Origin of the sequence: Serratia sp. BNK-17 (genome assembly GCF_048684935.1) — a bacterium.
Taxonomy (GTDB): Bacteria; Pseudomonadota; Gammaproteobacteria; order Enterobacterales; family Enterobacteriaceae; genus Serratia; species Serratia nematodiphila.
In genome coordinates, this window is record NZ_JBLQTR010000001.1 from 2,527,062 (window position 1) to 2,551,342 (window position 24,281).

The 24,281-nt window shown below is 61.3% G+C and carries 27 protein-coding genes; 21 read left to right on the forward strand and 6 right to left on the reverse strand.

Features of this window, described 5'->3' with window-relative positions; all coding sequences use genetic code 11:
• The first annotated feature begins 48 nt into the window (after nucleotides 1-48).
• The 4 genes from gcvT (at nucleotide 49) to ACMGF7_RS11990 (ending at nucleotide 5,625) form a co-directional block, all read left to right on the forward strand.
• Nucleotides 49-1,146 (forward strand): glycine cleavage system aminomethyltransferase GcvT, encoded by a 1,098-nt coding sequence (gcvT, locus tag ACMGF7_RS11975; protein ID WP_004931631.1) that lies wholly within the window; start codon nucleotides 49-51, stop codon nucleotides 1,144-1,146.
• A 46-nt stretch (nucleotides 1,147-1,192) separates the two neighbouring features.
• On the forward strand, nucleotides 1,193-1,579 hold the full coding sequence (gcvH, locus tag ACMGF7_RS11980; RefSeq protein ID WP_004931633.1) for a glycine cleavage system protein GcvH: 387 nt from the start codon (nucleotides 1,193-1,195) through the stop codon (nucleotides 1,577-1,579).
• A 92-nt stretch (nucleotides 1,580-1,671) separates the two neighbouring features.
• Nucleotides 1,672-4,551 (forward strand): aminomethyl-transferring glycine dehydrogenase, encoded by a 2,880-nt coding sequence (gcvP, locus tag ACMGF7_RS11985; protein WP_015378983.1) that lies wholly within the window; start codon nucleotides 1,672-1,674, stop codon nucleotides 4,549-4,551.
• Nucleotides 4,552-4,659: 108 nt separating this feature from the next.
• Nucleotides 4,660-5,625, forward strand: a complete 966-nt coding sequence (locus ACMGF7_RS11990; protein ID WP_048324709.1) for a quinone oxidoreductase family protein — start codon at nucleotides 4,660-4,662, stop codon at nucleotides 5,623-5,625.
• Nucleotides 5,626-5,635: 10 nt separating this feature from the next.
• Here the strand turns inward: ACMGF7_RS11990 and ACMGF7_RS11995 are convergent, their stop codons facing one another.
• Genes ACMGF7_RS11995 through ACMGF7_RS12005 form a run of 3 tightly spaced genes read right to left on the reverse strand, consistent with a single transcriptional unit; the run spans nucleotide 5,636 to nucleotide 8,245 of the window.
• Nucleotides 5,636-6,163 carry a GNAT family N-acetyltransferase gene (locus ACMGF7_RS11995; RefSeq protein ID WP_049240107.1) on the reverse strand — a complete coding sequence of 176 codons (528 nt, stop codon included), beginning with the start codon at nucleotides 6,161-6,163 and terminating at the stop codon, nucleotides 5,636-5,638.
• An 11-nt stretch (nucleotides 6,164-6,174) separates the two neighbouring features.
• A complete protein-coding gene (locus tag ACMGF7_RS12000; protein WP_021505718.1) occupies nucleotides 6,175-7,581 on the reverse strand; it encodes an ATP-binding protein in 1,407 nt (468 codons plus the stop codon).
• Between the two features lie 4 nt (nucleotides 7,582-7,585).
• Nucleotides 7,586-8,245: a response regulator gene (locus tag ACMGF7_RS12005; protein ID WP_004931642.1), complete on the reverse strand. Its 660-nt coding sequence runs from the start codon at nucleotides 8,243-8,245 to the stop codon at nucleotides 7,586-7,588.
• A gap of 189 nt (nucleotides 8,246-8,434) precedes the next feature.
• Between ACMGF7_RS12005 and ACMGF7_RS12010 the strand changes: the two genes are divergently transcribed.
• From ACMGF7_RS12010 to rbsK, 12 genes are all read left to right on the forward strand, one after another.
• On the forward strand, nucleotides 8,435-8,668 hold the full coding sequence (locus ACMGF7_RS12010) for a hypothetical protein (RefSeq protein ID WP_004931645.1): 234 nt from the start codon (nucleotides 8,435-8,437) through the stop codon (nucleotides 8,666-8,668).
• 96 nt (nucleotides 8,669-8,764) lie between these two features.
• Nucleotides 8,765-9,511, forward strand: a complete 747-nt coding sequence (locus tag ACMGF7_RS12015) for an SDR family oxidoreductase (protein ID WP_031300616.1) — start codon at nucleotides 8,765-8,767, stop codon at nucleotides 9,509-9,511.
• A 77-nt stretch (nucleotides 9,512-9,588) separates the two neighbouring features.
• Nucleotides 9,589-9,912 (forward strand): BrnT family toxin, encoded by a 324-nt coding sequence (locus ACMGF7_RS12020; RefSeq protein ID WP_072056098.1) that lies wholly within the window; start codon nucleotides 9,589-9,591, stop codon nucleotides 9,910-9,912.
• Nucleotides 9,875-10,192, forward strand: coding sequence for a BrnA antitoxin family protein (locus tag ACMGF7_RS12025; RefSeq protein ID WP_004931651.1), 318 nt, complete (start codon nucleotides 9,875-9,877; stop codon nucleotides 10,190-10,192). The genes ACMGF7_RS12020 and ACMGF7_RS12025 overlap by 38 nt, the downstream gene beginning before the upstream one ends.
• A 381-nt stretch (nucleotides 10,193-10,573) precedes the next feature.
• Nucleotides 10,574-11,392, forward strand: coding sequence for a DeoR/GlpR family DNA-binding transcription regulator (locus ACMGF7_RS12030; protein ID WP_004931653.1), 819 nt, complete (start codon nucleotides 10,574-10,576; stop codon nucleotides 11,390-11,392).
• A 47-nt stretch (nucleotides 11,393-11,439) separates the two neighbouring features.
• The gene (locus ACMGF7_RS12035) at nucleotides 11,440-12,423 is read left to right on the forward strand and encodes a substrate-binding domain-containing protein (protein WP_025304134.1); all 984 of its coding nucleotides are present in this window, start codon (nucleotides 11,440-11,442) and stop codon (nucleotides 12,421-12,423) included.
• A 2-nt stretch (nucleotides 12,424-12,425) separates the two neighbouring features.
• On the forward strand, nucleotides 12,426-13,943 hold the full coding sequence (locus ACMGF7_RS12040; protein WP_082997434.1) for a sugar ABC transporter ATP-binding protein: 1,518 nt from the start codon (nucleotides 12,426-12,428) through the stop codon (nucleotides 13,941-13,943).
• Nucleotides 13,936-14,922, forward strand: coding sequence for an ABC transporter permease (locus ACMGF7_RS12045; protein WP_021505710.1), 987 nt, complete (start codon nucleotides 13,936-13,938; stop codon nucleotides 14,920-14,922). Before ACMGF7_RS12040 ends, ACMGF7_RS12045 begins: the two co-directional genes overlap by 8 nt.
• A gap of 10 nt (nucleotides 14,923-14,932) precedes the next feature.
• Complete coding sequence (locus ACMGF7_RS12050; protein WP_049240086.1) at nucleotides 14,933-15,967, forward strand: ABC transporter permease; 1,035 nt, start codon at nucleotides 14,933-14,935, stop codon at nucleotides 15,965-15,967.
• 31 nt (nucleotides 15,968-15,998) lie between these two features.
• On the forward strand, nucleotides 15,999-16,670 hold the full coding sequence (gene alsE / locus ACMGF7_RS12055; RefSeq protein ID WP_021505708.1) for a D-allulose 6-phosphate 3-epimerase: 672 nt from the start codon (nucleotides 15,999-16,001) through the stop codon (nucleotides 16,668-16,670).
• Nucleotides 16,671-16,680: 10 nt separating this feature from the next.
• Entirely contained in the window at nucleotides 16,681-17,589 is a 909-nt protein-coding gene (alsK, locus tag ACMGF7_RS12060) for an allose kinase (RefSeq protein WP_420286444.1), read from the forward strand.
• Nucleotides 17,586-18,512, forward strand: a complete 927-nt coding sequence (rbsK, locus tag ACMGF7_RS12065; RefSeq protein WP_021505706.1) for a ribokinase — start codon at nucleotides 17,586-17,588, stop codon at nucleotides 18,510-18,512. The genes alsK and rbsK overlap by 4 nt, the downstream gene beginning before the upstream one ends.
• Before the next feature lie 40 nt (nucleotides 18,513-18,552).
• Here the strand turns inward: rbsK and ACMGF7_RS12070 are convergent, their stop codons facing one another.
• Nucleotides 18,553-19,161, reverse strand: coding sequence for an HD domain-containing protein (locus tag ACMGF7_RS12070; RefSeq protein ID WP_033632167.1), 609 nt, complete (start codon nucleotides 19,159-19,161; stop codon nucleotides 18,553-18,555).
• Between the two features lie 183 nt (nucleotides 19,162-19,344).
• On the opposite strand from ACMGF7_RS12070, the gene trhA reads away from it, so the two are divergent.
• A complete protein-coding gene (gene trhA, locus ACMGF7_RS12075) occupies nucleotides 19,345-20,019 on the forward strand; it encodes a PAQR family membrane homeostasis protein TrhA (protein WP_021505704.1) in 675 nt (224 codons plus the stop codon).
• Between the two features lie 150 nt (nucleotides 20,020-20,169).
• Entirely contained in the window at nucleotides 20,170-20,667 is a 498-nt protein-coding gene (locus ACMGF7_RS12080; RefSeq protein WP_044030541.1) for a DUF2165 family protein, read from the forward strand.
• Nucleotides 20,668-20,705: 38 nt separating this feature from the next.
• On the opposite strand, the gene ygfZ is transcribed toward ACMGF7_RS12080, so the two are convergent.
• Entirely contained in the window at nucleotides 20,706-21,698 is a 993-nt protein-coding gene (gene ygfZ, locus ACMGF7_RS12085; protein ID WP_197799254.1) for a tRNA-modifying protein YgfZ, read from the reverse strand.
• 320 nt (nucleotides 21,699-22,018) lie between these two features.
• Here ygfZ and sdhE point away from each other — a divergent pair, with 320 nt between their 5' ends.
• Together sdhE and ACMGF7_RS12095 are read left to right on the forward strand one after the other, a co-directional pair.
• Nucleotides 22,019-22,285, forward strand: a complete 267-nt coding sequence (sdhE, locus tag ACMGF7_RS12090; RefSeq protein ID WP_004931679.1) for an FAD assembly factor SdhE — start codon at nucleotides 22,019-22,021, stop codon at nucleotides 22,283-22,285.
• Nucleotides 22,266-22,688 carry a protein YgfX gene (locus tag ACMGF7_RS12095; RefSeq protein WP_049240083.1) on the forward strand — a complete coding sequence of 141 codons (423 nt, stop codon included), beginning with the start codon at nucleotides 22,266-22,268 and terminating at the stop codon, nucleotides 22,686-22,688. The genes sdhE and ACMGF7_RS12095 overlap by 20 nt, the downstream gene beginning before the upstream one ends.
• A 63-nt stretch (nucleotides 22,689-22,751) precedes the next feature.
• Here ACMGF7_RS12095 and fldB read toward each other — a convergent pair whose 3' ends face one another.
• Nucleotides 22,752-23,270 carry a flavodoxin FldB gene (fldB, locus tag ACMGF7_RS12100; protein ID WP_004931683.1) on the reverse strand — a complete coding sequence of 173 codons (519 nt, stop codon included), beginning with the start codon at nucleotides 23,268-23,270 and terminating at the stop codon, nucleotides 22,752-22,754.
• A 106-nt stretch (nucleotides 23,271-23,376) separates the two neighbouring features.
• Between fldB and xerD the strand changes: the two genes are divergently transcribed.
• Complete coding sequence (gene xerD / locus ACMGF7_RS12105; RefSeq protein ID WP_049240106.1) at nucleotides 23,377-24,276, forward strand: site-specific tyrosine recombinase XerD; 900 nt, start codon at nucleotides 23,377-23,379, stop codon at nucleotides 24,274-24,276.
• The last annotated feature ends 5 nt before the right edge of the window (nucleotides 24,277-24,281 follow it).

Consider the following 24,281-nt stretch of genomic DNA (forward strand, 5'->3'; position numbering starts at 1 on the left):
TGCGTGGCAGCACCCTAACTTCTAGCGACGAGTGGAAAGAGGGAAAAGATGGCAAAGCAAACCCCACTGTACGACCAGCACGTGGCGTGCGGTGCGCGCATGGTAGACTTTCACGGCTGGATGATGCCGCTGCACTACGGCTCGCAGCTCGATGAGCACCACGCGGTGCGTCAGGATGCCGGCATGTTCGACGTGTCTCACATGACCATCGTGGATCTGCACGGCGCTCGCACCCGCGAGTTCCTGCGCTACCTGCTGGCGAACGACGTCGCCAAACTGACCCAACCCGGCAAGGCGCTGTACACCGGCATGCTGAATGCCTCCGGCGGCGTGATCGATGACCTGATCGTTTATTTCCTCACTGAAGACTATTTCCGCCTGGTGGTGAACTCCGCCACCCGCGACAAAGACCTGGCCTGGATCGAAGAGCACGCCGCGCCGTATGGCGTCGCGCTGACGGTGCGAGACGATCTGGCGCTGATCGCGGTGCAGGGCCCGCAGGCCAAAGAGCGCGCCGGCACCCTGTTCACCCCGGAACAAAAAAGCGCGGTCGAAGGCATGAAGCCATTCTTCGGCGTGCAGGCCGGCGAGCTGTTCATCGCCACCACCGGTTACACCGGCGAGGCCGGCTATGAGATCGCGCTGCCGAAAGAGCAGGCGGCGGATTTCTGGCAAAAATTGCTGGCCGCGGGCGTCAAGCCGGCCGGTCTGGGCGCGCGCGACACTCTGCGCCTGGAAGCGGGCATGAACCTCTACGGGCAAGAGATGGATGAAGGCGTTTCGCCGCTGGCCGCCAATATGGGCTGGACCATCGCCTGGCAGCCGGAAGATCGCCGTTTCATCGGCCGCGAAGCGCTGGAACAACAGCGCGAGCAGGGCACCGAGCAACTGGTCGGCTTGATCATGACGGAAAAAGGCGTATTACGTAATGAGCTGCCGGTGCGTTTCACCGACGCGGCGGGGCAAACCCACGAAGGCGTGATCACCAGCGGTTCGTTCTCCCCGACGCTGGGCTTCAGCATCGCGCTGGCGCGCGTGCCGGCGGGCATCGGCGAGCAGGCCATCGTGCAGATCCGCAACCGCGAGATGCCGGTCAAAGTGACCAAGCCCGGTTTCGTTCGCGCCGGCAAGCCGCTGACAAATTGATTTTTTATTGATTGATTCTTTTATTTCTTCGAAGGAGTAACCGGCGATGAGCAATGTGCCAACAGAATTGAAATACGCATCCTCTCACGAGTGGGTTCGCGCAGAAGGTAACGGCGTTTACACCGTAGGCATCACCGAACACGCGCAGGAACTGCTGGGCGATATGGTGTTTGTCGATCTGCCGGAAGTGGGCCGCACAGTCGCCGCCGGTGAAGACTGCGCCGTGGCGGAATCCGTCAAGGCGGCGTCGGACATCTACGCGCCAATCAGCGGTGAAATCGTGGCGGTGAACGCCGAGCTGGAAAGTTCCCCGGAGCTGGTGAACAGCGAACCTTACGGTGACGGCTTCCTGTTCCAGATTAAAGCCTCCGACGAAGGCGAGCTGGCGAACCTGCTGGACGCCGCAGCTTATCAGGCCTCGATCGACGAGTAATCGTGCCCACGCCCCAGGCCTTTCGGCCGGGGCGTTTTAGTTACCGTTCAAGCTATATCCCGTATCACGCAAGCATTCAGGAATTTGTAGCAATGACTCAGACACTCAGCCAACTCGAACACAGCGAAGCGTTCATCGAACGCCACATCGGCTCTTCTGCGGAACAACGCCAGGAGTTGCTGGCAGCGGTGGGCGCTCGCTCGCTCAGCGCGCTGATCCAACAGATCGTGCCGGCGGACATTCAGCTGCCGGGGCCGCCGCCGGTTGGCGACGCGGCGACCGAACACCAGGCGCTGGCTGAGCTGAAGGCGATCGCCTCGCAGAATCAGCGCTACAAATCCTATATCGGCATGGGCTACAGCGCCGTGCTGACGCCGCCGGTGATCCTGCGCAACATGCTGGAAAATCCGGGCTGGTACACCGCTTACACCCCCTATCAGCCGGAAGTGTCGCAGGGCCGTCTGGAAGCGCTGCTGAACTTCCAGACTGTGACCCTCGATCTGACCGGCCTGGATCTGGCCTCCGCATCGCTGCTGGATGAAGCCACCGCCGCCGCTGAGGCGATGGCGTTGGCCAAACGCGCCAGCAAGCTGAAAGACGCCAACCGCTTCTTCGTGGCTGACGACGTGCATCCACAGACGCTGGACGTGGTGCGCACCCGCGCCGAAACCTTCGGCTTCGACGTCATCGTCGATAAAGCGGAAAAAGTGCTGGAGCTGGACGGCGTGTTCGGCGTGTTGCTGCAGCAGGTGGGCACCACCGGTGAACTGCACGACTACAGCGCGCTGCTGGCCGAACTGAAATCGCGCAAAATCATCACCAGCGTGGCTGCCGACATCATGGCCCTGGTGCTGCTGACCGCGCCGGGCAAGCAGGGCGCCGACGTGGTGTTCGGCTCCGCGCAACGCTTCGGCGTGCCGATGGGCTACGGCGGCCCGCACGCCGCCTTCTTCGCCTGCCGCGACGAGTTCAAGCGCTCGATGCCGGGCCGCATCATCGGCGTTTCCCGCGATGCCGCCGGCAACACCGCGCTGCGCATGGCGATGCAGACTCGCGAGCAACATATCCGCCGCGAGAAAGCCAACTCGAATATCTGTACCTCGCAGGTGCTGCTGGCCAACATCGCCAGCCTGTATGCGGTGTATCACGGCCCGCAAGGCCTGCAGCGCATCGCCGGGCGCATCCATCGCCTGACCGACATTCTGGCCGCCGGGCTGCAGAAGGCCGGCCTGACGCTGCGTCACCACACCTGGTTCGACACCCTGACCGTCGAAGTGAAGGACAAGGCCGCCGTGCTGGAGCGCGCGCTGAGCTTCGGTATCAACCTGCGTACCGACATTCACGGCGCCGTCGGCATCACGCTGGATGAAGCCACCTCGCGTGAAGACGTGCAAACGCTGTTCGCACTGCTGGCCGGCGACAATCACGGTCTGGACATCGACGCGTTAGACGCGGCGGTGAGCAAAAACAGTCAATCGATCCCGGCCGCCATGCTGCGCCAGGATCCGATCCTGACCCACCCTGTATTCAACCGCTATCACAGCGAAACCGAGATGATGCGTTACATGCATCGCTTGGAGCGTAAGGATCTGGCGCTGAACCAGGCGATGATCCCGCTGGGTTCCTGTACCATGAAATTGAACGCCGCGGCGGAAATGATCCCGATCACCTGGCCTGAATTCTCCGAACTGCACCCGTTCTGCCCGCCGGAGCAGGCTGCCGGTTACCAGCAGATGATCGGCCAACTGTCCCAGTGGCTGGTGCAGCTGACCGGCTATGATGCGGTGTGCATGCAGCCGAACTCCGGCGCGCAGGGCGAATACGCCGGCCTGCTGGCGATCCGCCGCTACCACGAAAGCCGCAACGAAGCGGGCCGTCACGTCTGCCTGATCCCGAGCTCGGCGCACGGCACCAACCCGGCCTCCGCCCAGATGGCGGGCATGAGCGTGGTCGTGGTGGCCTGCGACAAGAACGGCAACATCGATCTGCACGATCTGCGCGTCAAGGCGGAGCAGGCAGGCGAAGAACTCTCTTGCATCATGGTGACCTACCCGTCGACCCACGGCGTGTATGAAGAAACCATCCGTGAAGTGTGCCAGATCGTGCACCAGTTCGGCGGTCAGGTGTATCTGGACGGCGCCAACATGAATGCCCAGGTGGGCATCACCACGCCGGGCTACATCGGCGCGGATGTTTCGCACCTCAACCTGCATAAAACCTTCTGCATCCCGCACGGCGGCGGCGGCCCGGGCATGGGCCCTATCGGCGTGAAAGCGCACCTGGCGCCGTTTGTACCGGGCCACAGCGTGGTGCAGATCGACGGCGTAACCACCCAGCAGGGCGCGGTCTCCGCGGCGCCGTTCGGCAGCGCCTCCATCCTGCCTATCAGTTGGATGTACATCCGCATGATGGGCGCGGAAGGCCTGAAGCAGGCCAGCCAGATGGCGATCCTGAACGCCAACTACATCGCTACCCGTCTGAAAGACGCATACCCGATTCTGTATACCGGCCGCGATCACCGCGTGGCGCACGAATGCATCCTCGACATTCGTCCGCTGAAGGAAGAGACCGGCATCAGCGAAATGGACATCGCCAAGCGCCTGATCGACTTCGGCTTCCACGCGCCGACTATGTCGTTCCCGGTGGCGGGCACGCTGATGGTCGAGCCGACCGAGTCGGAAAGCAAAGTGGAGCTGGATCGCTTTATCGATGCGATGCTGGCGATCCGCAGCGAAATCGACCGCGTCGCCAAAGGCGAATGGCCGCTGGAAGACAACCCGCTGGTGAATGCGCCGCACGTGCAGGCGGAGCTGGTCAACGACTGGCAGCACCCGTACAGCCGCGAGCTGGCGGTGTTCCCGGTGGCCGGCGTACGCGAGAACAAGTACTGGCCGAGCGTTAAGCGTCTGGACGACGTGTACGGCGACCGTAACCTGTTCTGCTCTTGCGTGCCGATGAGCGATTACGAATAACACGTTCGGCAAAGTTTGTGTTTGGGGGACACCGCATGATGCGGTGTCCCTTTTTATTTTATCGCGGCCTATTCTTTCCGGTACGTTCCCACGATTTGAGGAGTCATCATGCAAGCGGCAATCGTAACAGCGCTGGGGCAAGCCCCGGTTTTCGGCACCTTTGAGGAGCCTCAGGCGCAGGCGAATGAAGTGCCGATCGACGTTCTGGCGGCCGGCATCAAGCAGCTGGATCGCGCCACCGTCGCCGGCACTCATTATTCCAGCCCGAAGCAATTGCCGATCGTGCCTGGCACCGACGGCGTAGGCCGTACAGCGGACGGGCAACGGGTGTACTTCGCCTCTTTCCGTCGCCCTTACGGCGCGATGGCAGAGCGTAGCGTCGCGTCCTGGACGGTGCCGGTGCCGGAGGCGGTGGACGACGCCACGGCGGCGGCGCTGATCAATCCGGCCTTCGCCGCCTGGCTGCCGCTGCGCTGGCGAGCGGATCTGCAGCCCGGAGAAACGGTGCTGATCATCGGCGCTACCGGCACCTCGGGCAAACTGGCGGTTGCAGCGGCGCGTCAGGCGGGGGCCGGGCGCATCGTTGCCGCCGGTCGGCGCCTGAGCGTGCTGGAGGCGTTGGGTGTGGACGCCACGGTGGATCTGAGCCTGCAGGGCGAGGCGCTGGCGCAGGCCTTCGCGGCGGCGGCGGGGCCGGGTGGTTATCAGGTGATTGTCGATTACATCTGGGGCCCGGCGACCGAAGCGCTGCTGGCGACGCTCAATAATCACGATCTCTCGTCTTACGCCGGGGGGCGCGGCATTCGCTTGGTCAACGTCGGCTCGATGGCCGCGCCGGACATCCGGCTGCCGGCGGCGGTGCTGCGCAGCAATCAGCTGCAGATCCTCGGCAGCGGCACCGGCAACTTCCCGCCGATCCCGGAGATGCAGCGCTACGCGACCGAGATTTTGGCGCTGGCGGCGACCGGAGCGCTCACTATCGAGACGCAGGAGCACGCGCTGGCGGATATCAACGAGGTGTGGGATCTGAACAAGAAAAGCGACGTGCGTTCGGTGATACGCATCGCCCGTTAATCCCCGGCTGCTAGCGGCAGAGGCAGACCAGGTGAATGTCCTCCGGCTCACGGGCGAACAATTCGGTATCCGGATGTTCGATGAGCCGGCAACCCTGCGCCAGATAGAAGTCTACGGTGCTTTTGTTGGGAATGGAGGAGACGTACAGCCCGGCGGCGCCTTCTTGCGCCGCCTGCCGCAGACAGAGCTGGAACAGCTGCTTGCCTAACCCCTGGCCGCGTTGGTGCGCGCTGACGTAAAAGAACAGCAGCTGGCGCAGATCTTGCCGCGGGCCGCGCGGTTCGGTGTCCAGCGCCGCCGCTGCCACGATCTCCTCGCCTTCGAACAGCGCGAAGAACGCGCCGCCGCGATCGAAGCACGCTTCGTGGATCGGCGTATAGGTTTCCCGATCGTGCGGATCCCAGCCGCGCACATCGTAGTAGTCCGGGTAGGGGTGCAGCTTGCCATCCTGCAGGCGATACAGGGTGTCGATAATTTCGCTGCGGTCGATATCCCACAGCCGGTCGAGTTGCTGCCGTTGCAGCAGTACAGGGGCGATCATGCTCGTGGTTAACTCTCAATCTGTGGCCGGTAACTTTCCGGCAAATCGATGATAAAGCCGATGCCGCGATCGTCGAGGCCTTCGGTGACGCGCAGCTGCGCGCCGATTTTGTCGGCCAGGTTGCGGGCGATGGCCAATCCCAGCCCGCTGCCGGTCTGCTGCGTGCCGGGCACGCGGTAAAAGCGCTCAAACAGGCGCGGAAGGTGCTCTTCGCTCACCCCGGGGCCGTTGTCGCGCAACGTAATATAGCAGCCGAGCGGCGCCAGCGAGCGGATATTGGCTTCGATGCGGCTGCCGGGCGGCGCGTATTTGAGCGCATTGTCCAGCAGATTGGTGAAGATGGCGATCAGCGCATGGCGGTCGGTACTCACCACCACCTCCTCGCTGCCGTCGAGCGACAGTTCGACATCTTTTTCCAGCGCATAGGGGACGTGCTGCGCGATGCATTTTCCAATTTCGGCGTAGATATCCACCGCCTCAATCTTCAGCGGAAAATCTTCCGCCTCCAGCTTGGCCAGGTTGATCAGCTGGCGCGACAGCGACGCCGCCCGATCCAGCCCTTGCTGCATGTCGCCGATGATTTCCCGGCGCTCCTGCTGCTCGCTGACCTGGGTCAGCAAATGCAGCTGCGCCAGCACGGCGGCGATCGGCGTGCGCAGCTCATGCGCGGCGTCGGCCATAAATCGTTTCTCGCGCTGATTGGCGGCGTCGATGCGCGCCATCAGTTTGTTAACCTCCATCACCACCGGCCGGATTTCCTGATACTGCTCGCTGACGTTGATCGGCGACAGATTGCCGGGCTGACGATCGGAAATGGTTCGGGCGATCTGGCGCAGCGGCCGCAGGCTGAAATAGGCCGTAAACAGCAAAGTGATGATGATGGCCGCCAGAATGCCCAGCAGCGGTACGGCGGTGCTCTCCGCCGGGTTGCCGAACAGCGTGGTGCGATCGTTAAACGATTCGCCGACGATCACCCGGTACTGGCGATTCTCGCTCCAGCTGCCGGCGAGATGCCAGTTGGCGCCGGCGTAATTGACCGAGCCGGACAGCACCGAAGGCGGCAGGCGCAGCGGCTCTCCCTGCGTTTGCGAACTGTAAAGCACCCGGTTGTCTCGATCGTAAACCACAAACAGCGGGTGATAGTCGATTTCATCCTGCATGCCGTTATTGATGGAATCAATGTACATGCCTTCAATGGTCTTGATGATGCCGCGGTAATCGATATGGTCAGTGCCGGTTTCGTCGAGAATATTGGCGATGCCTGCAGCGACGATGCGTTGCTGGTTATCGAAATATTTCTCCATGTCGGGGTAATACCAATATTTCACCCAGGCGACGAGGATCCCCCACAATAATAAAATGGCCAGCACCTGGAAAATAATGGTGCGCATAAAGAAGGATTTGAAACCGATCATTTCGCTACTCTTTCTTCAGCAAATAGCCAATGCCGCGTACGGTAATAATTCTTTCTTTACCGATCTTGCGCCGTAAATTATGCATGTGCACTTCCAGCGAGTTGCTTTCCACGCTGTCGCCGTGGCCGAACAGCCGCTGTTCCAACACCGCTTTGCGCACCACGGTGCCGGCGCAGCGCATCAGTTCGTGCAGCAGGTGATACTCTTTTTTCGACAGCATCAGCAGTTCGTTATCCAGCATGACCTGATGGTTGACCGGATCGAGATACAGCGCGCCGAGGCTCCAGGTTTGTGACGCGAAGCCCGCCATGCGCCGGTTGACCGCCTTGACGCGCGAGATGAGTTCGGGCAGCGCAAAGGGTTTGGCCAGAAAGTCGTCCGCGCCGGAATCCAGGCTGTTCACCAGGCTTTCAATGCGGTCGCGGGCGGTCAGGATGATGATCGGGATATTTTGCCCGGCGGCGCGCCAGGCGATCAGCCTCTGCAAACCGTCACCGTCCGGCAGCGTGAGATCCAGCAGCATCAAATCGAACCCGCCGGATGAAAGTTTATTTTCCGCGTCGACGAGCAGGCGCACCCAGCACAAATTAAAGCCGGCCAGCTCCAATGCTCGGCACAGCGCCTTGCCTAATTGCAGGTCGTCTTCCACCAACAGTATGTTCACGTTATTTCCGCTGAGATCCTTGAGTCGCGCTTATCTAACTATAACGCTGACGGGAAGACAACGGGGAAACCTGCGCTGCCTGCACGTTCTTAAGCAAACCTTAATCTGGCTTTAATCTCGCGTTAAGGGAACGAGGGGGGATTTCAGTTATTTTGCTGCCATTCGAAATCATGGTTGAGGGAGCGAAACATGCAGACTGACGGTTCCCCGCTCGCGGGCGCCTCGCGGCGGCTGATGTATTCAGGCGTGGCGATGCTGCTCGTGCTGTTGATGCTGTCGTTTCGCGGCGATGTGCACAGCCCTGCTCACAAAGGCCTGCATGCTTCCGGTTTGCAGCGGGGCCATCAGGTGGCGGTAACGGACGCCTCCGGCTGCGCGAAATATCGGATTAAAAAGCTGCTGCGCCGCCTGGCTCAGCTCTGAAGCGTTTTCTAGAGCGCCGCTCTATACTCTGACTGGCAAACGGGGAGCCTGTGCGCAGGCCGTTATTTTTATATCGCCAACCAGAGAAAAAATACGATGACGAAAGTGGCATTGGTGACTGGCGCAAGCCGGGGAATTGGCCGCGCGACCGCTTTGCTGCTGGCCCGGCAGGGCTATGCGGTGGGCGTGAATTACCTGCGTGACGAAAGTGCGGCGCGGCAGGTGGTGGCGGAGATTGAAACGCAGGGCGGTAAGGCGCTGGCATTGCAGGCTGACGTGGCCGACGAAGCGCAGGTGATGGCGATGTTCGGCGCACTGGATGCCGGGCTGGGCACGCTCAGTGCGCTGGTCAACAACGCCGGCATTCTGTTCCAGCAGGCGAACATTGAACAGTTGACCGCCGAGCGCATCAATCAGGTGCTCGGCACCAACGTTACCGGTTACTTCCTGTGTTGCCGCGAGGCGGTGAAGCGCATGGCGCTGCGCTATGGCGGGCGGGGCGGCGCCATCGTCAACGTTTCCTCCGCGGCGTCCCGACTGGGGGCGGCGGGAGAGTACGTCGACTATGCCGCCTCGAAAGGCGCCGTCGATACGCTGACCATCGGGTTATCGCGGGAAGTGGCGGCGCAGGGCATTCGCGTCAACGGCGTGCGGCCCGGATTCATCTATACCGAGATGCACGCCAGCGGCGGCGAGCCTGGCCGGGTGGATCGCGTGAAGGACAGTTTGCCGATGCAGCGCGGCGGCCAGCCGCAGGAAGTGGCGGAGGCGATCGCCTGGTTGCTGTCTGACGCCGCATCTTACGTGACCGGCACCTTTATCGAGGCCGCAGGCGGGCGTTGAACGCATCCGTAGGGTTTTGACATCCCTCCGGATGCGAGGTATTTTGATTAAATAACAATCAAAATGTAGTTACAAAAATGTATGTTTATTTTGAATGGAATCAGGATAAAAATCACAGTAACCAGCGCAAACACCGTGTCAGTTTTGAGATTGCGCAACGGGTTTTTCTGGATCCCAACCATTTGGCTGTGTTGGAAAGGATCGAGGGTGGAGAAGAACGTTGGCAAACGATCGGCATGGTCGGATCCTGCTTGCTGTTGCTGGTGGCACATACGACGATCGAAACGGATGTCGAAGGCGATACAGTAGAGATCGTGCGTATCATTTCAGCACGCAAGGCCGATGCCAAAGAGAGGGGAAGATATGAAGCGCAAAAATTCCGCCAAAAATCTGGCCCATAGCGTACTCCCGCCGTTGACGGAGGAGCAGAAAGCGCAAATTGCTTCACTGAGTGCGTTGCCGGACGAGGACATCGATTATGCCGATGCGCCGGCACTGGATGAGGAAAAGTGGCAGGCTGCGGTTCAGGGGCGTTTTTATAAACCGATGAAAGTATCGAAAACCATCCGCATCGATGCGGATGTGTTGGCCTGGCTTCAGCGGCCAGGCAAAGGCTATCAGAAACGCCTGAACGCCGTGTTGCGTGAGGCGATGTTGAAAGAGCATGAACACGGGGAATAATGTGTGCCAGGCGGCTAACGATCCGGTGAGGTTCTCACCGGATTTTTTTTGCTGTTTTTTCAGGTAATGCGTTATCAACGCCGGCGGTCTAATTGCGGCGCTCGGTCAAAACCACACAAACGGTCATTAACGGTCATGCTGCGGAGCGTGGAATTGTGACCGTTTACCGTTTCTCTCCTGTTTACCTCAGGCGTACGCGCATCATAACTGCCTGTTACTCCACACTTTCGTAATTATTCATTTCATTTCCTTCCCGATTTTTTTGACAACTATCACATCGCGATCGTTGACCGATCGCAGGGCGATGCGCTTTGCGTCCGCGCGCAAAACGCGACGCGGCAAATCGATATCGTAATCAACGTTGTGGAGGAGAAAAGAAACATGCTGCCTGTAGAACGTCATCGCTTTATCACCGAAGTCTTGAGCCAGCGCGGCCGCGTGATGGTGCAGGAGGTGGCGCAGCTGTGCCACATCTCTATCGAGACGGCGCGGCGTGATCTGGCCTTGCTTGAACGGCGCGGCCTGCTGCTGCGCAGCCACGGTGGCGCGGTGTTCGTCGAGCCGCCGGCGGTGGAGAAAACCTATGTGCCCGCCGAGATAGACCAGGGGGAATCTTTCCGCCAGCGCAGCAACGAGGCGCCGGAACAGAAGACGCGCATTGCCAAACGCGCGCTGGAATTTATCGCGCCGGGGGACTGCCTGCTGCTGGACAGCAGTTCCACCAGTTGGTTTTTGGCGCGCCAACTGCCGGATATCTCGCTGGTGGTGCTGACCAACTCGCTGCACATCATCCAGACGCTGGCCTGCAAGGCCAACGTGCGCACCATCGGCCTGGGAGGCGAGTATTCCGCCAAGTACGAGGATTTTATCGGCGTGCTGGCGGAGCAGATGCTGAAGGAGTTCGTGATCAACAAGCTGTTTTTCTCCTGCCACGGCATCTGCCAGGACGGCGGCATCCGCGAAAGCAATGAGCACCATGCGCGGCTGAAGCAGCAGATGCTGCTGGCGTCGGAACGCAAGTTCCTGCTGGTGGACAGCAACAAGTTCGGCCGCCGCTCGTTCGCCCGCATTTGCCATTACCGGGAAATAGACACGCTGATCACCGACAGGCTCAGCGACGACGAATTTCGTCAGGAACTGGCCTGGAACAACGTCGACGTGATTGAAGTTTCACCCGCCGCGAAAAGGGCGGCGCGATAACAACAATGAAAACCCTTATTACAGCCAACACTTGTGGAGAGAGAACAATGAAAAAATCCGTACTGGTCGGTCTGTTTGCCTCGCTGCTGCTGTCGGTCTCCGCGCAGGCGGCGGACAAGCTGAAAATGGGCGTGGTGGTGAAGATCGGCGGCATTCCCTGGTTCAACGCCATGGAGGCCGGCATCAAAAGCGAGAGCGCCAAACGCGGCATCGACGCCTGGATGGTTGGGCCGACGGCGGCGGATCCGGCGCTGCAAGTGCGCGCCATCGAGGATCTGATCGCGCAGAAGGTGGACATCATCGGCGTGGTGCCGAACGACGCCCGGGTGCTGGAGCCGGTGCTCAAGCGCGCGCAGGAGGCGGGCATCAAGGTGATCGTGCACGAATCCCCCGGCCAGAAGTACGCCGACTGGGATTTTGAGCTGGTGGACGCCTCGCAGCACGGGGTCAACCACATGAAAGCACTGGCCGCCTGCATGAAAGAGCAGGGCAAGTACGCGGTATACGTCGGCAGCCTGACGGTGCCGCTGCACATCACCTGGTCGGACTCGGCCATCAACTACCAGAAGCAGCACTACCCGAACATGCAACTGGTGGGCGACAAGTTCGGCGTGGGGGAATCGCTGGATGACAGCGTGCGCACCACCAACGATCTGATGGCCAAGTATCCCGATCTGAAAGGCGTGCTGGCGTTCGGCTCGCAGGGGCCGATCGGCGCCGGGCGCGCGGTGCTCAACCGCGGCAAAAGCAACGATATCTGCGTCATCGGGCCGTTCAGCCCGGGCCAGGGCGCTTCGCTGGTCAATCGCGGCGCCATCAAGGGCGGTTATATCTGGAATCCGATGGTGGCCGGCGAAGTGTTCGTGCGCATCGCCGACATGATGCACAAGGGGGAGAAAATCACCGACGGCATGACCATCGAAGGCATGGGCAAGGTGCAGGTGGATGCGCAGCAGCACACCATTCTCGGCAACGCCACCGAAAGCCTGGATAAGCAAAACCTGCCGAAGCTGGTGAAGATGGGGCTGTAATCATGGCGATTTCCGGCAATACGGCAACGCAGGGCGCGCCGCTTATCGAACTGCAACAGCTGTCGATGACCTTTGGCGGGCAGCGTGCGCTGAACGATATTTCATTGGCGCTGATGCCGGGGGAGGTGCACTGTCTGGCCGGCACCAACGGCTGCGGCAAGAGCACGCTGATCAAGGCGATCGCCGGCGTCTATCAACCGGACGACGGCAGCCGCATTACCCTCGATGGGCAAACCTTCGGCCGGCTGTCGCCGGATCAGGCGCGCGCCTTCGGCATTCAGGTGATCTATCAGGATCTGTCGCTGTTTCCCAACCTGACGGTGGCGGAAAACATCGCCTTCGAACACAACCTGCGCGGGTTGCTGGGTTGGCACCGCCCGGCGCGGCTGCGGCGCGCCGCCGAACGCCAGCTGCAATCGCTGAGTTTCAATCTGGATCTCGACAAACGGGTGGCGGAGCTGCCGATCGCGCAGCGCCAACAGGTGGCGATCTGCCGCGCGCTGGTGGCGCAGGCGCGGCTGGTGATCATGGACGAACCGACCGCTTCGCTGACCCGCACCGAGGTCAACCAACTGCTGCGCACGGTGGACTATCTGAAAGCGCAGGGCATCTGCGTGGTGTTCGTCAGCCACCGGCTGGACGAGGTGCTGGAGATCTCGGATCGCGTCACGGTGATCCGCGACGGCAACAAAGTCGGCACCTGGCCGGCGGCGGAGATCACCGGCGATCGTCTGACCGAGCTGATGACCGGTCTGAAGCTGGACTATCACCTGAAAGCGCCCAGCCTGAATAAGGATCGGGTGATGCTGGAGGCGGATCGCCTGAGCCGCGCTGGGCAGTATCAGGATGTGAGTTTCCGTCTGCATCAGGGGGAGGTGCTCGGTCTGTGCGGGCTGCTCGGCTCCGGGCGTACCGAGCTGGCGCTGAGCCTGTTCGGCATGACCCGGCCGGACAGCGGCAAACTCTACCTCGACAGCAAACCGGTGCGCTTTCGCGGCCATGAGGACGCGATCAAGGCCGGCATCGGCTACGTCTCGGAGGATCGCCTGACGCTGGGTCTGGTGCAGCAACAGTCGGTGGCGGATAACGCGGTGCTGACCATTCTCGATAAGCTGCGCGGGCGTTTTCGCCTGATCGACGACTACCGCAAGAATCGCATCGTCGCGGAGTGGATCGCCAAGCTCGGCGTGCGGGTGGCGGATCCGGATCAGGCGGTTTCGACGCTGTCCGGCGGCAATCAGCAAAAGATCGTGCTGGCCAAGTGGGTGCTGACCCAGCCGCGGATCTTGATCCTCGACTCGCCGACCGTCGGTGTCGACGTCGGTGCCAAGGCCAGCATCTACCAACTGATCCATCTGCTGGCGCAGGAGGGGATCGCCATTTTGCTGATCTCCGACGAGGTGCCGGAGGTGTATTACAACTGCGATCGGGTGCTGCACTTCAGTGGCGGCAGCGTGATCGGCGAATACCTGCCGGGGCAGGTGAGCCAGCAACAGCTGGCGGAGGCGGTCAATGCGTAGATTCAGTTTGAAACCGCGCGGCAACGAAGGCTATCTGGCCTGGGTGTTGCTGCTGACGGTCATGGTCTTTTCACTGCTCAGCGATCGGTTTTTAACGGTGCAAAACCTGCTCGATCTCAGCGAAAGCTATGCGGTGAGCGGTATTTTCGCCCTCGGCCTGTTTGTAGTGCTGGTGACCGGCGGCATCGATATCTCCTTCGCCGCAGTCGCCTCGGTGGTGCAGTACCTGATCGCCACGCTGGCGACCCACTACGGCCTGGCCAGCCCGGCGGGCAGCATTCTGCTGGCGTTGGCGATCGGCGCCGTGCTGGGCATGGTCAACGCGCTGTTGATCTACTGCCTGCGCATCGTCTCGATCATCGTCACCATCAGCATGCAGGCGTTGTTGTTCGGCATGCTGATGTGGCTGACCAACGGCCGCAGCCTGTACGCATTGCCGGACTGGTGGACGCTGCCGCGCAGCGTGCTGCCGTTCCAGCTGGGTGAACAGAGCTATCAGCTCGGTTTGCCGACGCTGGTGATGCTGGCGGTGGCGCTGTTGACCTGGCTGCTGCTGAACAAAACGCACCTCGGGCGCCAGCTGTTTGCCGTGGGCGGTGATGCGGAATCGGCGCGGCGCATCGGCATCCGCGTTGGCCTGCTGCATTTGTTCGCCTATGGCTATCTGGGCGCGATGGCGGCGATCGGCGGCCTGGTGCAGGTGTATCGCATGGGGGAAGTGGTGCCCAACGCGCTGGTGGGCGGGGAGCTCGACGTGCTGGCGGCGGCGGTGCTGGGCGGCGCCAGCCTGAACGGCGGCAAGGGCAGCGTGGTCGGCACGCTGATGGGCGTCTTCCTGATCGGCGTGCTGAAAAACGGCCTCAACCTGATCGGCGTGTCCAGCTACTTCATGAACGTGGTGATCGGTCTGGTGATCGTCGCGGCGATCACCGTCACCCACTACAAAAAACGCAAAGAAACCGACGTCGGTTTCGCCTGAGGAGCGCCTGATGGGCAACAACCTGAAATTTCGTCCGGACGGGGTCGCCGTCGGTCTGCTGGCATTGCTGCTGGCGGTGGTGCTGGCCTTTAGCCTGCTGATGCCGGGGCGCTTCTTCAGCGGCGCCACCTTCACCAGTGTGGCCTTCCAGCTGCCGGAGCTGGGCCTGCTGACGCTGGCGATGTTCATCCCGATCCTCAGCGGTGGCCTGAACCTGTGCATTATCGCCAGCGCCAACCTGACCAGCCTGCTGATGGCCTGGCTGTTCATCAGCTACCTGCCGGCGGATGCCGGGCTGGGTTTGCAGGCGCTGTGGCTGGCATTGGCGCTGGCGGCGGCGATGCTGTTGGCCGGGCTTATCGGCGCGGCGACCGGCGCGCTGGTGGCCTACGTCGGCGCGCATCCGATTCTGGTGACGCTGGCCACCATGACCACGGTCAACGGCATCGGCATTTACCTGACGCGCGGCGCGGCCCTGAGCGGCATGCCGGAGATCGTGCGGTTTATCGGCGCCGAGCGCGTGCTGGGCGTGCCGGTACCGCTGTGGATCTTCCTGGTGGTCGCCGCCTTGCTGGCGCTGTTCTTGCAGAAAACCCGGCTCGGCAAATGCATCTACATGAGCGGCAGCAACATCAACGCCACCCACTTCAGCGGCGTGAATACCCATCGGGTGTTGATCGCCATTTACACCCTCTCCAGCCTGCTGTGCGTCATTGCCGGGCTGGTGATGATGGCGCGCTTCAACTCGGCGCGCATGGGTTACGGCGACTCCTACCTGCTGCTCACGGTGCTGGCGATCATTCTGGGCGGCACCGATCCGTTCGGCGGTTTTGGCCGGGTCAGCGGCGTGGTGTTGGCGCTGATCGTGCTGCAGGCGATCGCGACCGGTTTGAACCTGATGAACGTCAGCCCGCATTTCAGTCTGGCGATGTGGGGCGCGGTGCTGATCGCGGTGCTGGCGCTGAAGTTTTTCCGCCATCGCTATCAGCAGCGGCGGGCGATGCGCCGCAGCGCGGCCCAGGCCAGAATCGCGGCGGGCCACTGATCCCTTTTCCCTTTTGCGCAGGATAACGCTAATGAAATACCAGATTTCACCTTCACTGATGTGCATGAACCTGATGGATATCCGGCAGCAATTGGCGGTGCTGAATCGCCGCGCCGATATGCTGCATATCGACATCATGGACGGGCACTACGTTAAAAACATCACGCTGTCGCCGTTCTTTATCGAACAGATCCGCCCGCATACCTCGTTGTTGCTGGACGTGCATTTGATGGTGGAGAACCCAACCGATTTTATTGAGCCGATCGCCCGCGCCGGGGCGGACTTTATCTGCCCGCACGCCGAAACCATCAACCGCGACGCGTTCCGTGTGATCAATCAAATCCGCGCGCTGGGCAAAAAAGTGGGGGTGGTGCTGAACCCGGCCACGCCGGTGGAGTTTATTCGCCACTACCTTCACCTGCTGGACAAGGTCACCGTCATGACCGTCGATCCGGGCTATGCCGGGCAGCCGTTCATTCCCGAAATGCTGGACAAGATCCGCCAGTTGCGCGATCTGAAAAGCCAACAAAATCTGCGCTATCTGATCGAGATCGACGGATCCTGCAACCAGCGTACTTATCGCGATCTGCTGGGCGCCGGCGCGGAAGTGTTGATCGTCGGCAGCTCCGGGTTGTTCAATCTCGATCCGGATCTGGAGGCGGCATGGGAAAAAATGCTGGATCAGATGCGGCAGGCGGCCTGAGGCGGGGGACATGATGCGGCATTTTCTTGGCGTTGACGTCGGCGGCACCAATACCCGCCTGCTGTTGATGGATGATGAAGGCGAGTTTAGCGGTTACCGCAAGATGGCGACCGCCGATTGGGCGCAGCGGGCCGATCCGCTGGCGGCGCTGGGCGATCTTATCGCCCGGCATTGCGAGGATCGTCAGGTGGCGCAGGTGATGCTCGGGTTGCCGGGGAGCCTCAGCCGCGATCGCTCGCGGGTGCTGTCGCTGCCGTTCATTCCGGCGCTGGATGCCCAGCCGGTGGCGGCGCTGTTGGCCGATTTGCTGGCGCTGCCGGTGCGAATGGACAAGGACGTCAACCATCTGCTGTGGTGGGATTTGCAGCAGCTGCCGGCGCTGCCGCAGGTGGCGGTAGGGCTGTATCTGGGCACCGGCATGGGCAACAGCCTGTGGCTGAACGGCGATTTTTACCACGGGGCGCATGGCGCCGCCGGCGAGTTGGGGCACATTCCCTGGCCGGGCCATCTGGGCGAGTGCCCGTGCGGCAAACGGGGCTGCGTCGAGAGTTTGACCTCCGGCCATTGGCTGACCGGCTGGGCGCGCGCCAACGCGGCGCAAACGCCGTTCGACCGGCTGTTCGAACGCCATGGCGATCATCCGGATTTGCAGCGTTTCGTTGAACGATTGGCGCAGACCATCGCCATCGAAATGAACGTGATCGACCCCCAACGGCTGATCCTGGGCGGTGGCGTGATCGCCATGAGCGGTTTTCCGTTGGCGCGGCTGGAGCAAGAGATCCGCCGTCATCTGCGCGGGCCGCAGCCGGCACAGGGATTGGCGATCTCCATCAGCCGCCTGACCGATGAAACCGGCAGCAAAGGCGCCTGTCTGGCCGCCCGGCGCCACCTCCAATTGAGCAGGGAGTACCAGCAATGAAAGGCAAAGTCTGCGTGTTCGGTTCGTTCAACCTGGATATCGTCGCCGGCATGGCGCGGTTTCCACAGCCCGGCGAATCGCTGATCGCCCGTAACAGTATGATGGGGGCGGGCGGCAAGGGCGCCAACCAGGCCACCGCCGCGCTGCGCGCCGGGGCGCGGGTGCATTATATCGGCAAGGTGGGGCGCGACGACTTCGGCACCTTCGCCCGGCGTCATCTCGCTGCCGCCGGTTTCGATGCGGTGACGCTGTTCTCGACCGGCGATTGCCCGACCGGCAATGCGCTTATCTACGTTGCCGGCGAGGATGCGGAGAACATGATCGCCGTCGATCCCGGCGCCAACCTGACGGTCAGCGAGGACGAGGTGCGCCAGTGCCGCCCGGCGATCGCCGCGGCGGATATTCTGTTGACCCAGCTGGAGAACAACCTGCCAGCGATCGAACAAGTGATCGCCATCGCCCGCGAGGCGCGGACGTTCATCATTCTCAACCCGGCGCCGTTTCAGCCGGTGCCGGACAGCCTGCTGGCGCAGGTCGATCTGCTGACGCCCAACGCCACCGAATGCACGTTGCTGACCGGCGTGCCGGTGCGGGATGTGGCTTCGGCGCGTCAGGCGGCGCAGGTGCTGCACGCCAAGGGCATTCGTTTGCTGATCGTGACCTTGGGCACGCAGGGGGCGTTGTTCTCGGACGGGGAACACAGTGAGCTGATCCCGGCGTTTCCGGCGCAGCCGAAAGACACCACCGGCGCGGGGGATGCGTTTAACGGCGCTCTGGCGGCGCAGCTGGCGAATCAGGTGCCGTTAGCCGATGCGGCGCGCTTCGCCGCCGCCTACGCGGCGGTCTGCGTGGAACGCGCCGGGGCGGCGGGATCGATGCCGAGTTATGAGGAGGCGTTGGAACGCCAGCAGGCGTTCGCTTGACGTTGACGGGCTGCGGCGCAGAGGCGGCAGCCCGGCTCCCTTACTTCAACCAGCCTTTGCGCTGCGCGTCCCGCAGATGTTGCTCCATATGGTGCCACAGCTCGGGGTGTACGTCGGCGATCGACGCATTGCGCGCCAGCACCTGCTCCAGGCTGATGCCGTTTTCTACCCAGCTCTGGCCTTCATTGTGCAGATTCATCAGCATCGGCATGGTGCGATCCAGCAGTAAGGCAAAGCGCGCATCGGCGCTTTCGCCGTCTTCATATTCCTGCCATAAAGCGGTGAAATACTCGCGCTGAGCCTCCGGCAACATGCCGAACAGACGGCGCGCCGCCGCCACTTCCTGATCGTGGATCGCCGCGCGGGCCGCCAGATCGTAGACCAGCACGTCGCCGGCGTCGATTTCCACGATGTCATGCAGCAGCGCCATCTGGATCACGCGCTGAATGTCTACGTCATCACCGGCGTAGGGCGCCAGGCTCATGGCGGCGATGGCGAAATGCCAGCTGTGTTCGGCGGAGTTTTCCTGGCGCTGGGTGCCCAGTACCTTGGTGCGGCGTTGCACGCCTTTCAACTTATCGATTTCCATCAGGAACTGGATGGCCTGGGTCATTGAACCGAAATCTAACGCGGGTACAGCGGATGACATGGTGTAAACCTCAAGGTGGGTGGGTTGAAGCCTGACGATTGTAGACCAGCGGGCGGGGGATTTCGATGGTTACACGCGTTCACATTTTTATTTTAGCGTACACGTGTACACTGGAATTATTCTCAGTTAAGCTGCTTTGCGTTAATTTCGCACAAAGCAGGGCATTTTGAGGGGTTGCGCGTTATGGGGAAAACGGACGTAGTGAAAGCCGGGAACAATAAGATTGTCACCGCGGCTTATCCGTGGGCGGAAGAGATCGCCAACAGCATCAGCCACGGCATCGGGCTGGTGTTCGGTATTGTCGGCCTGGTGTTGCTGCTGGTGCAGGCGGTGAATACCGGCGCCGATGCGACGGCCATCACCAGTTACAGCCTGTACGGCGGCAGCATGATCCTGCTGTTTCTCGCTTCTACGCTGTACCATGCGATCCCGCATCAAAAGGCCAAGCATTGGCTGAAAAAATTTGACCACTGTGCCATTTATCTCCTGATTGCCGGCACTTACACGCCGTTCTTGCTGGTAGGGCTGGATTCGCCGCTGGCGAAGGGCTTGATGGCGGTAATCTGGGGGTTGGCGCTGCTTGGCGTACTGTTCAAGCTGGCCTTCGCCCACCGTTTTGAAGCCCTGTCTCTGGTGACCTACCTGACGATGGGCTGGCTGTCGCTGATCGTGATTTATCAGCTGGTTACGCGGCTGGAGGCCGGCGGCGTCACGCTGCTGGCGATCGGCGGGGTGGTCTACACCCTGGGCGTGATTTTCTATGCCTCCAAGCGCATTCGCTTTGGCCACGCCATCTGGCACGGCTTCGTGCTCGGCGGCAGCGCCTGCCACTTCATGGCGATCTACCTGTACGTCTAAGCGTTGCCGCTACATCTGAATGCGTATTGAACAGGCGCCTCTTTTGTTTTAAAAAAGAGGCGCTTGCTTCTTTCGGGTATCCAGCAAGCCCTGTCTTTCATTTCTGAGCCCGCATACCGTTTCTCTAACCTCTGTTCAGGACTCATCAAGATGATCGTTCGCTTATCCAAAGCGCTGCTGGTCTGCGCTATCGCCTTGTTCGCTTCGCTGGTCGCCTTCGGTAACCTCACCGACTATGGCTCCAATTTCGCCTTCGTGCGCCACGTCTTTATGATGGATACCCTTTTCCCCGACGCCACCATTGGCTACCGCTCGATACAGACGCCATGGCTGCATCACGCCGGTTATATTTTCATCATTGCGTTGGAGAGTCTGACCGCGCTGCTGTGCTGGATTGGTGGCCTGCGCCTGCTGTGCGGCCTGAAACTGCCCGCCAACGCTTTCAACGGCCGCAAAAAATGGGCGGTAGCGGGGCTGACGCTGGGCTTCCTTACCTGGCAGGTCGGTTTTATGTCGATTGGGGGGGAGTGGTTCGGCATGTGGATGTCGCAGCAATGGAACGGCGTGCCGAGCGCGTTTCGCTTCTTCGTCACCATCATCTTGGTGCTGATCTATCTGGTGCAGCGCGACGGGGAGTTGGACGAGTAACGAAGATGGCCGCAGGCAGGGGGCCTGCGGCCGACGGATTATTTCTCTTCGGCCAGCGAGTAGGGCAACGGTTTGATCGCCAGCTGGCTGGCGGCATCGTCGCGCACCCGCAGCTTGCTGTCGGCATCCAGATCGTTGTTCATCACCACCTGCACCCACAGCGTACCGTCGGCTAACTGGCTCGACGCCAGTACGGTGCCGGTGCGACGCCAGTTTTCCCCCAGCTGCAGCTCCAGATCTTCCGCCGCCTGCGGGGCGCGAGCCGCTTTACCTTCCAGCCAGTAGAGCGCACGTTTGTTGGCGCCGCGGAACTTGGCGCGCGCCACCATCTCCTGACCGGTATAGCAGCCCTTGCTGAAACTGATGCCTTCCAGCGCCTGGAGGTTGGTGGCCTGCGGGATCAGCTGCGCGCTGTTGGCGGCGTCGATAACCGGATAACCGGCTTCGATCTCCAGCGCCAGCCACTGGTTGCTGTCATTCCGTTCCGCCTGGTCATGCAGTTTGCCGATCAGCTGTTCGGCCACGGCGGGGCGGGTCACCAGCAGAAAACGCTCCGCCGGCGCATTGAAGTGCAGAATCGTGGTCTCGCCGTCCTGCACCACCGGGTGCTCAGCGCTTGGCAGCGTGGCGAACAGGCCCGCCAGCGCGGCGCGCGCCTGGAAACCGGCGACACCCAGCAATACCGCGTCATTATCGGCGGCGATGGTGACTTTGGAGAACACCGCGTATTTTTTGATTTCCGCCAGTTGGCTGTCCAGCACGCTGCGGCGCTCCAGATAGGCGAAGCCTTCGCCACGGTGGAACAGACGCAGGTTGCTCCACATTTTGCCCTTGGCGTCGCAGTGGGCGCACAGCACGTGTTGATCGGCCGCCAGCGCGTCGATGTCCGCCGTCACCTGGCCCTGGAGATATTTCACCGTGTCCGGCCCGTTCAGCGTCACCAGCGCCCAATCTTCCAGCGAGATCAGCGTCAGGGGCAGATGGGTGGAAGCGGAGGGCTGACGGGGTGGGAATGAAATGTTATGCGCCATAGTAAGTTCCTGCTCAACGTTTAGCTTACCTGAAGGGTATTGGACCCATGGTAAAAGAGGCGGCGGGCTTTGCAAACTGTTATTCGCGCCGCGGCGCCGGGGGGCGCTTTTTTTGGCATTTTGCGCTTTATTGCGTTTTCCGCCACAAAGCGCCTTCCCGGCGTGTATGTCAAATTGTTACTCTATAGGCTTGCGGCCAGGGCACCCTTGCAGACAGATCCCCGGTTGATGGAATTATATTGCGACGGCGTTGCCATACAGTGTGTCATTTGAACCCTGCGCTGGCGCTGCCGCGCTGAAAAGAGGTGAGTCATAACAACATGGATATTAACAACAAAGCACGTATTCACTGGGCTTGCCGCCGTGGCATGCGCGAGCTGGACATCTCCATCATGCCGTTCTTCGAATACGAATACGACAGCCTGAATGACGCGGACAAGGCGCTGTTTATCCGCCTGCTGGAGTGCGACGATCCCGATTTGTTCAACTGGCTGATGAATCATGGCGCGCCGCAGGACGGCGAGCTGCAGAGAATGGTGACCCTGATCCAAACGCGAAATAAAGACCGTGGCCCAGTGGCGATGTGATATCCGCATTTCCTGGCGCACCCAGCTGTTTTCACTGTTGACCCACGGCGTTTTGATCCTGCTGATCCTGATTTCGCCCTGGCCGGAAGGCTTTGGCCCGCTCTGGCTGGTGCTGCTGACGCTGGTGGTGTTTCAGTGCATTCGCAGCCAGAAGCGCATCGCCGCGGTGCAGGGCGAGCTGCGGCTGCTGGCGGATCGGCGTTTCAGCTGGCACGGCCGCGAGTGGCGGCTGGCGAAAAAACCGTGGATGCCGGGTTACGGCATGCTGCTGACGCTACAGCCTATGGGGGGCAAAAAGCGCCGCCGGCTGTGGCTGGCTTCCGACTGCATGAGCAAAGAGGAATGGCGCCACCTGCGGCAGCTGTTGCTGTATCCGCCGGCGGGTGACGGTGAACAAGATTGATAGGGGGCGCCGGCGCGAATCATGCCGCCGGCGCTCGGCGTTGGGGGGAACGCCCGATAGCGGCTACAGCAGCGGCTCCATTTCCAACAGGATCTGTTCGCACCATTGCTGCAGGCGCTCTTCGCTCAGATCGTATTGGTTGACCTCATCGAGCGCCAGGCCGACGAAGTGTTTGCCGTCGGCGCTCAGCGGTTTGGGGCTGGTGAACTCGAAACCCTCAGTGGGCCAGAAGCCGATGAACTGTACGCCCAGCGGCGCGATGTGATCGTGCAGCATGCCCAGCGCGTCGAGGAACCACTCACCGTAACCGAGCTGATCGCCCATGCCGTACATGGCGACGATTTTGCCTTTCAGATCCAGCGCCGCCAGCTGCGGCCAGATCGCTTCCCAATCTTCCTGCAGTTCGCCGAAATCCCAGGTCGGGATGCCGAGGATCAGAATGGAATAGTCCTCCATCAGCTTGGGCGAGACGTCTTTCAGGTTGTGCAGGTCGACCAGGTCTTCACCCAGAATCTCACGGATTTTTTCTGCCGCCATTTCGGTGTAGCAGGTGCTGGAGCCGTAAAACAGACCAATCTTCATGTGTAAACCGTTACGTTGCTGTTTAGAGAATTGCAGCGAGTATACCTGATTTGCGCCGGCTTAAGGCATAATGGCGCGGGTGGAAATGCAACAAAGAGAGGACCGCGTGCAACAGCAAGACAATGCGCTGATTGAACAATTCCTGGATGCGCTGTGGCTTGAGCGCAATCTGGCGGAAAATACGCTGGCCTCCTATCGGCTGGATTTGCAGGCCCTGGGCGCCTGGCTTGGCCAGCAGAAGACCGATTTGCTGCAGGCGCAGGCGCTGGATCTGCAGGCGTTTCTCGCCGAGCGGGTGGATGGCGGTTACAAGGCCACCAGCTCCGCGCGTTTGTTGAGCGCCATGAGGCGCCTGTTTCAATATCTGTACCGCGAAAAGCTGCGCGCCGACGATCCCACCGCGCAGCTGGCGTCTCCCAAACTGCCGCAGCGCTTGCCGAAAGATCTGAGCGAGGCGCAGGTCGATGCGTTGCTGCAGGCGCCCTGCGTCGATCAGCCGCTGGAGCTGCGCGACAAGGCGATGCTCGAAGTGTTGTACGCCACCGGGCTGCGGGTTTCCGAACTGGTGGGGCTGCACATCAGCGACGTCAGCCTGCGTCAGGGCGTGGTGCGGGTGATCGGCAAGGGCAACAAGGAGCGACTGGTGCCGCTGGGCGAAGAGGCGGTCTACTGGATCGAAAACTATCTGGAGCACGGCCGCCCATGGCTGGTCAACGGCCAGACGCTGGATGTGCTGTTCCCCAGCACCCGCTGCCAGCAAATGACCCGACAGACGTTCTGGCATCGTATCAAACACTATGCCATCCTTGCGGGCATCGACAGCGAGCGTCTGTCGCCGCACGTGTTGCGGCACGCGTTCGCTACCCATTTGCTGAACCATGGGGCCGATCTCCGTGTCGTACAGATGTTGTTAGGGCACAGCGATCTCTCGACCACGCAAATTTATACTCATGTAGCGACCGAACGACTGAAACAGCTACATCAACAGCATCACCCGCGCGCCTGAGCGGC

What these genes read in the sequence shown, in the direction of transcription:
- ACMGF7_RS12000 (WP_021505718.1), bottom strand. Translation starts at nt 7,581, where the DNA reads ATGATCGGTTTCAAATCCTTCTTTATGCGCACCATTATTTTCCAGGTG.
- alsE (WP_021505708.1), top strand. Translation starts at nt 15,999, where the DNA reads ATGAAATACCAGATTTCACCTTCACTGATGTGCATGAACCTGATGGAT.
- ACMGF7_RS12010 (WP_004931645.1), top strand. Translation starts at nt 8,435, where the DNA reads ATGCAGACTGACGGTTCCCCGCTCGCGGGCGCCTCGCGGCGGCTGATG.
- fldB (WP_004931683.1), bottom strand. Translation starts at nt 23,270, where the DNA reads ATGAAGATTGGTCTGTTTTACGGCTCCAGCACCTGCTACACCGAAATG.
- ACMGF7_RS12040 (WP_082997434.1), top strand. Translation starts at nt 12,426, where the DNA reads ATGGCGATTTCCGGCAATACGGCAACGCAGGGCGCGCCGCTTATCGAA.
- gcvT (WP_004931631.1), top strand. Translation starts at nt 49, where the DNA reads ATGGCAAAGCAAACCCCACTGTACGACCAGCACGTGGCGTGCGGTGCG.
- ygfZ (WP_197799254.1), bottom strand. Translation starts at nt 21,698, where the DNA reads ATGGCGCATAACATTTCATTCCCACCCCGTCAGCCCTCCGCTTCCACC.
- gcvP (WP_015378983.1), top strand. Translation starts at nt 1,672, where the DNA reads ATGACTCAGACACTCAGCCAACTCGAACACAGCGAAGCGTTCATCGAA.
- ACMGF7_RS12035 (WP_025304134.1), top strand. Translation starts at nt 11,440, where the DNA reads ATGAAAAAATCCGTACTGGTCGGTCTGTTTGCCTCGCTGCTGCTGTCG.
- ACMGF7_RS11990 (WP_048324709.1), top strand. Translation starts at nt 4,660, where the DNA reads ATGCAAGCGGCAATCGTAACAGCGCTGGGGCAAGCCCCGGTTTTCGGC.
- alsK (WP_420286444.1), top strand. Translation starts at nt 16,681, where the DNA reads ATGATGCGGCATTTTCTTGGCGTTGACGTCGGCGGCACCAATACCCGC.
- ACMGF7_RS12015 (WP_031300616.1), top strand. Translation starts at nt 8,765, where the DNA reads ATGACGAAAGTGGCATTGGTGACTGGCGCAAGCCGGGGAATTGGCCGC.
- gcvH (WP_004931633.1), top strand. Translation starts at nt 1,193, where the DNA reads ATGAGCAATGTGCCAACAGAATTGAAATACGCATCCTCTCACGAGTGG.
- ACMGF7_RS12070 (WP_033632167.1), bottom strand. Translation starts at nt 19,161, where the DNA reads ATGTCATCCGCTGTACCCGCGTTAGATTTCGGTTCAATGACCCAGGCC.
- sdhE (WP_004931679.1), top strand. Translation starts at nt 22,019, where the DNA reads ATGGATATTAACAACAAAGCACGTATTCACTGGGCTTGCCGCCGTGGC.
- ACMGF7_RS12045 (WP_021505710.1), top strand. Translation starts at nt 13,936, where the DNA reads ATGCGTAGATTCAGTTTGAAACCGCGCGGCAACGAAGGCTATCTGGCC.
- rbsK (WP_021505706.1), top strand. Translation starts at nt 17,586, where the DNA reads ATGAAAGGCAAAGTCTGCGTGTTCGGTTCGTTCAACCTGGATATCGTC.
- ACMGF7_RS12050 (WP_049240086.1), top strand. Translation starts at nt 14,933, where the DNA reads ATGGGCAACAACCTGAAATTTCGTCCGGACGGGGTCGCCGTCGGTCTG.
- ACMGF7_RS12025 (WP_004931651.1), top strand. Translation starts at nt 9,875, where the DNA reads ATGAAGCGCAAAAATTCCGCCAAAAATCTGGCCCATAGCGTACTCCCG.
- ACMGF7_RS12030 (WP_004931653.1), top strand. Translation starts at nt 10,574, where the DNA reads ATGCTGCCTGTAGAACGTCATCGCTTTATCACCGAAGTCTTGAGCCAG.
- ACMGF7_RS12020 (WP_072056098.1), top strand. Translation starts at nt 9,589, where the DNA reads ATGTATGTTTATTTTGAATGGAATCAGGATAAAAATCACAGTAACCAG.
- ACMGF7_RS12080 (WP_044030541.1), top strand. Translation starts at nt 20,170, where the DNA reads ATGATCGTTCGCTTATCCAAAGCGCTGCTGGTCTGCGCTATCGCCTTG.
- trhA (WP_021505704.1), top strand. Translation starts at nt 19,345, where the DNA reads ATGGGGAAAACGGACGTAGTGAAAGCCGGGAACAATAAGATTGTCACC.